4 protein-coding genes are annotated in these 6,000 nt (G+C 55.6%); all 4 read left to right on the top strand.

Annotated features, from left to right (window positions below; genetic code table 11):
* Positions 1-326 (top strand): DUF2345 domain-containing protein (locus DWV00_RS19735; protein ID WP_147297937.1); only part of this gene is annotated, 326 nt, incomplete at its 5' end.
* A 72-nt stretch (positions 327-398) separates the two neighbouring features.
* A complete protein-coding gene (locus DWV00_RS19730; protein ID WP_115535258.1) occupies positions 399-3,134 on the top strand; it encodes a glycoside hydrolase family 19 protein in 2,736 nt (911 codons plus the stop codon).
* Positions 3,131-3,655 (top strand): hypothetical protein, encoded by a 525-nt coding sequence (locus DWV00_RS19725; RefSeq protein WP_115535257.1) that lies wholly within the window; start codon positions 3,131-3,133, stop codon positions 3,653-3,655. Before DWV00_RS19730 ends, DWV00_RS19725 begins: the two co-directional genes overlap by 4 nt.
* Positions 3,656-5,014: 1,359 nt before the next feature.
* Positions 5,015-5,959: a hypothetical protein gene (locus DWV00_RS19715; protein ID WP_147297936.1), complete on the top strand. Its 945-nt coding sequence runs from the start codon at positions 5,015-5,017 to the stop codon at positions 5,957-5,959.
* The last annotated feature ends 41 nt before the right edge of the window (positions 5,960-6,000 follow it).

Genomic DNA, 6,000 nt, shown 5'->3' with positions numbered 1-6,000 from the left:
ACGCGGGGATGAAGCTGTTTGCGGCGAAGGGGAAGGTGGAGATTCAGGCGCAGTCGGACAACATCGAGCTGACCGCGCAAAAAAAGGTGACGGTGATCTCTGCGACCGATTTGGTCACGGCTGCGGCCAAGAAGCAGATCTTACTGACGAGTGGCGGCGCCTATATCCTTATTGCGGACGGCAACATTGAGATTCACGCGCCGGGAAAGATCGATGTGAAAGGAGCCACCCATGATTTTTCAGGGCCGGCGCGGTTGGATACGGCATTCCCGTCATGGGTAGCGGCGGACGGCAAGCCGAAACGCTCGACATCGTTTTCAGGATAGGCGCTTGGCGAAGCGGCAGGGTGCCCCGCGGATAGGCAGGGCTCTTACGAGAATAATTAGGAAACATATAGCATGGCAGCCGACAACGGCGATACGTTGACCCCGGTTTCTCAATGGGCCTATCCCTTTCCGCAGAAAAATGCGAGTGGGACCGTGGACCCGGATGCTTATCTGGCTGGGCTCCAGGGGAGCGATGGCCCCTTCCCGCTGGGGCTGAACGGTCTTTGGCATGGTGGCATTCACCTTGATCAGGCTGGCGCGTCTCTGACGGCCGCTGATAGCGCGATGGACCGCAGCGGCGGCGTGCGTTGCATTGCCGATGGCGTGGTCGTGGCGTACCGGCTCGATAGCGACTACCAGCATCTGACTTATCCAGACAACTCGACGGCGCTGTATTCGCGAAGCTTCACGTTGGTCAAGCACAAGCTGACCTTGCCCGCGGCGCCGTCAAATGCACCGAATGCGCCGAATGTACCGACGACAGCGCCTGCCAACAACGAACCGAACAAGCTGAGCACGGACCCGGCGGATTCGCTTGTCTTCTTCAGTCTGTATATGCATTTGGCACCTTGCACGGTGTATCAGCATTCGGAACAGGACAAGAACAAGAAGACCTGGCCCGGCTATTACAATGCGGAGCCGCTTTACACGGTTAGCGACCAGCGTGCCACCGATAAGCAGGAGCACGTCGAGACAGGGGATCCAGTCAAAGGCTCGCATGTGCATCGCGATAACCATAATCATGCGGGCGAGAACATCGGCATTTTGCCGTCGGGCAGCAAGGTCAAGATTCAACGTCCGGCACATGCGCCGAAGAACTGGGGGCGCATTGCTAGCATCCTCTCCGGAGACATCGCTCCGCTTGAGCCTGGAACAGCTGTGCCGCCGGACGCATCGCACGGCTGGGTATTTCTTCCCTGGCTCGACAGCGAGATCGATCCCGCGGCACTCGATAGCGTCTACGTGCTGCCAAAGCCTGCACACATCGGTGCCGGGGAGGTGGTCGGCTATCTGGGCGAATATCAAAACGCCGAACATGCATCGACGTTGCCGCCTAGTCCAAAGCGGGCGTTGCTGCATGTTGAGGTGTTCGCTGGTGATGATCTGCAGGCGTTCATTGGGCGCAGTCGGGCGCGTGCCGCGCAATTGACGCAAGAGCCGAAGACACAACTTGTGCTCTCGAAGGGCGCGAATTTGTACGGCTATAAGACCGACGGCGATTTGACGCTGCCAGCGAATACCGTGGTGAAGCTTGCGAGCGACGCCCCGCAGACGGGCATGTGGACCAAGGTACAGGTCAAGGCGGCAGGGGCAGGTAGCGCAACGAATTATTGGATTGTGCGCAGCGAGTTGGCGAGCAACGGTGCGCGGCGTGCTTGGAATTCCTTCCCCTTGTCGTTGTCGGGGGCGCCGACCGGAACCAGCGACTACGCACGTGTTATCAACATCGCTGGCTTGCCCGAGCACGTAGATGATCAGAAGCATACCTGGTACGAAGTCGATGCTGGCGATGCCACTATGAACACGGTCAACGGCTTCGTCTGCGCCTCCGGCCAGCCGAATGTTTCGCTGCAGAATAAATGGGCGTGGGCTGGGTTCGAACTGCTGTCGTCAAATCTAACGACGGCCGATCTCTACAAGCGTTTTCTTTACCTGGCAGGCGATAACGCAACACCCGACGAACAGGCCGCTTTCGAAGCCAGCTTCAACACGGCGAAAAGCGATGCACTGATCGCCAAACTGGATGAGATTCTGACGCCGAAATCTCAGGCACAAGGCAAGGTCGGCGGCCAGGATCTGCTCGCCGCATTGGGCCTGAAATGGCGCGCGAACCGTGTCGATCATTTGGTCGTGAAGTACGAGAGCGAGTGGGGCGGGTCGATGAGCAAGTGGGATGCGCTCGACCCTTTTATGCACGATGGTCTGCCGTACTGGACGAAGGAGAAAGAGCGGATCAAGCTCTTGCAGATGTGGGATTCGTGCCAGGCGGCGTTACAGCCGGTGTCGACACCGAGTGTTTATCACTTTCATCCGGCTGGCATTGTCGGTAATTTTAGTTCAGCTGGATTTAAATGCGTAAACTGCAGCGCGGACCTCACCATGACGAGTCATGTCTTGAGCGCATTGTTCCCCAACATTACAACCTTGAATGCCGAAAAATACTCCACTGATTTGACGAAAGCATTCAAAAAGCACAGTGTGAATACTTGTGCGCGAGTTTCTCATTTCCTTGGTCAAGCCAGCGTAGAGTGCACCGATTTTACGTCTTTCGAAGAAAGCCTGAACTACCGTGATGGACATCGTCTCTGGGGCATTTATCACAGTGCGCTAGTCGCCGGCTTGCATCGATTGAATCCGACCTGGACTGAAGCGCAAATGCGTACCTACACGGAAACACATCTGGCCAACAATGACGCGGAACTCGGAAAGGTGCTATTCGGCAACTCACAGTACCCGGATGTTGACTATCGTGGGCGCGGCCCCTTGGGGGTAACCTGGGATAGAACCTACCGCGCCTATCAGACCGCATCCGGGACGACAGTCATGCCGAATCCCCGGTTGCTCGCGACGGACAGTGCGATCGGATGCGATGCGTCTGCATGGTTCTGGGAGAGCAACGGCATTAGTGCGCCGGCTGACAGGAACTCCTTACACGATGTCACAAACATCATCAACTCGGCATTGCTCAGAATGCACGATCGTGGAAACATGGCCAAGCGCGCCTTCACGCTGTTAAACGGGAGCAATAACCCCTGCGCAGAAAAATGGCAAAATGCGTTAACGGCAGCGAACGGGTGGACCTCATGAAAAGCTGGATTCTCTTAATTCTCGCAATTTTTCTGTCAGCTTTTTCCGGGCAGATTTTCGCTGAAGGCGACGTGTCGTTGTCGGCGAAACAAATTCGCCCTGGTTGCTCCGTGGTAATGCACAAGGCTTATCCCGCTGGCATCGATCCGAATGTGAATGCCACTGTGTTTGACCAACAACTCTTTTGGAAGTGCAACGGTGCCCAAGCAGTCCCGGTAGGAACGATCGGAGCGGAAGGTAGCGGCCCCGAAATCGTCACCGTTTTTTACCGCGCGAACGAAATCGTCGTCTTGGCGCGTTGGACATCAGGTTCGGCCGCAGCGGATTTCCAAGGAGATTTTTACCAAGTCAACGCATTTCGTCTCGAACAGGCGAATAACCAGACGACGTTCCGGGCGGTGTCGGCTATAACGAAGGCATTCGGTGATGGCTACGATGGTGTGCTCAACGGAAAGCGTGTGACGTTTCCCTATAAGAATGCAGCGTCAATCCGCGCCCGGTTGGCGGCACTCGGTTTGTGATTTCGTTGGTCTCATTGAGCTCGATTACGCGCTGGTCGGCGAGGCTAAGTAAGCTTTTCGCATCATTGGGTCAGGCGCTAGGTGAACATTACTTTGCCGCGCGATGCGTGGCAAGTCAGGGTAGGATTCACGTGGCGCCTGCTCGCTATCGTAGACTCAAGGCAATACTAGGATTAAACAAGAGTACGGTAGTTCGACTCTCTTTGCTGGCAGCTGCATTACTGGCTTCCCGATAGGCATGGTGCGCGCAGGATCGGTCCGAGATAGATGTTCCAAACCCCGCGCGACTGGCTTACTCGGCACCCGTCGTCTGTCGTAGTGTGAATTCGGTAATGGATACGCAAGATGTTGCGGCGGTGGCGTAAGAGATCGATGGAGAAAAATGGACATTCTGAAAGAGTTATCGCATATAACAGAGGTGAACCGCTCTTGGGACTTCCGCAAGAGTCGAGCTAAATGCTTTTTTGCATGCCTCACGTGCTATGTTTTCCTTTCGTTCGCCTCGCTAGCTTGGGCGAACGCGGGCGAACTTGCTACCTGTCCGGCAGTATCGCCATCCGCGGGTGTGTTTTCCGCGAGGAGTATATATAAAGATTCAGTCGTTTCGATAGAGAGAAATGATGCGAATCAAACGGTAAGTTTGTCTATCTATAGGCCGAGTTCAAGTGGATGCGAGAAATCGAAATTCGCAAAATACTCTATAGAAGGTGGGGCGCCAAATGTCGATTCTCTCTTCTTCATGAGTCTCAAGGGTAAGCAAAATATTTTCACCGTTGTCCATTGGGATGTTAATTCTCGCGGAATTGGAACATATGGGAAATATTATAAGATATATGCATATACCACGGACGAGCAAGGTCGGTTGGCCGAAAATAGGAGCGTTGTCGACAATGGTGCAATGAACGGAATGGATGGATACCAAGAGGGGGAGGCGAGTTCGTTTCCGTACAAGACCGCAGGCGCTGTCAAGTCCCTTTTCAAGTGCAATGAGACGAAGTGCAAGTAGTAGCTCATTTTTTGTGCGGAACCGTAAACTGCAACTTCGGCGAGGGGCTCTACTTCAATTGCCCGTTCGAGAACGGAAAGACCGTTTCCGTGTGCGCAAGAGCGAGCACCCGCCGGGCTCGGGGGCACATGCAATACCGATGCGGTTCGAATGGTGACGCTCTCGCGTTTCCATACGAGAATGTTTCGCCGGTCAAGACGATCAAGATCACCGACGTCTCAGAAAGGAGCGCTCGTGGGTTGCTGTTGAGATTCGCAAAAGGGTATTACACGTGTGTTGCTTTACCCAAGTCCCGCCGGGCTGCCGGTGGCATCGGCTTGGTATCCGAATCTCACGGGAACGCTAAGGTGAACATGAGCACGATCATTCATCTCAGCTTGTTGGCCGCCGCATTGCTTGCTTCCCAGCAGGTGTGGTGCGCTCAAGATCGGTCTGAGATGGATTTTCCAAACCACGCGCGACTGGTTTACTCGGCACCCGTCTCGCCAGAACTGAGAGGAACGTTCGGACCTGGTTGGACGCGTCTCTCGATCACTCGGCCCGACGGGAGCACCATGGCGATCGTTTCGGACGAAACACTTACCGCGAATGGTGGTGTCATTTTTTCGACCGTTGGAGCTAACGAGCGTTCGCACGACGGACGCTATGTCGTGCTCGATCTCACTCGTAACGGTGTGACAGAACCCGAGGATGGTAAGCCCTCCGTGGAAAGTCGAGAGTTTTGTCCGATCCTTGACACCCAGACCGGGTGTGTTGCGCGTGACCACACTGGCGCAGTTTGCGGTGGGGCGTGGGACGACCACGATCCCGTTTGGAGCAGCCAGCTTGATTCGGGCAAGAAAGAGTCTCAATCGATGAAGACTATGGAGAAGCCGACGGCCCAGGCCGTATGGACGCAGTTCAGGCAGTCAAAATCCGCGGATATCGAGCCGTTCCTGCGTGTTGTGCTAGGCCTTGAAAATCTTCGCGCATGCGATCCACCGAATGCAGAGAACGCGGGGTATTACGCGCAAATACAGGTGGCGCTTGGTGAGTTTGCCTCTGCGGCGAGCGACCGGGTGGCCGGCGGAGCGATGTCTCCGGAGGTCGATGCATCGCCGTCATGGACAGTGCAGGTCGACCGATCGTGGCTCTATGAGCGACCTTCGGTGGGGAGCATTCGGGATGGGTATCTGATCCACGGGGATCATGTTTCAGTAATCGGCGAAGAGAATCCGGACTGGGTGCGAATTCGCTTCGCACGGGCAGGGACGCCGCCGCTGCAAGCCTGGCTGAGACGACAGGACATCACTCGCTAAGCTGCGTTGTGTGCTACGTAGGTCTATGTGATATGGAGCCC

This window comes from Trinickia dinghuensis (assembly GCF_003367175.1).
Lineage (GTDB): Bacteria > Pseudomonadota > Gammaproteobacteria > Burkholderiales > Burkholderiaceae > Trinickia > Trinickia dinghuensis.
This window is presented reverse-complemented; position numbering and strand designations above follow the sequence as displayed.

Bases quoted from the DNA above. Each gene is read 5' to 3' on its own strand.
- DWV00_RS19730 (WP_115535258.1), top strand. From the start codon at position 399: ATGGCAGCCGACAACGGCGATACGTTGACCCCGGTTTCTCAATGGGCC.
- DWV00_RS19725 (WP_115535257.1), top strand. From the start codon at position 3,131: ATGAAAAGCTGGATTCTCTTAATTCTCGCAATTTTTCTGTCAGCTTTT.
- DWV00_RS19715 (WP_147297936.1), top strand. From the start codon at position 5,015: ATGAGCACGATCATTCATCTCAGCTTGTTGGCCGCCGCATTGCTTGCT.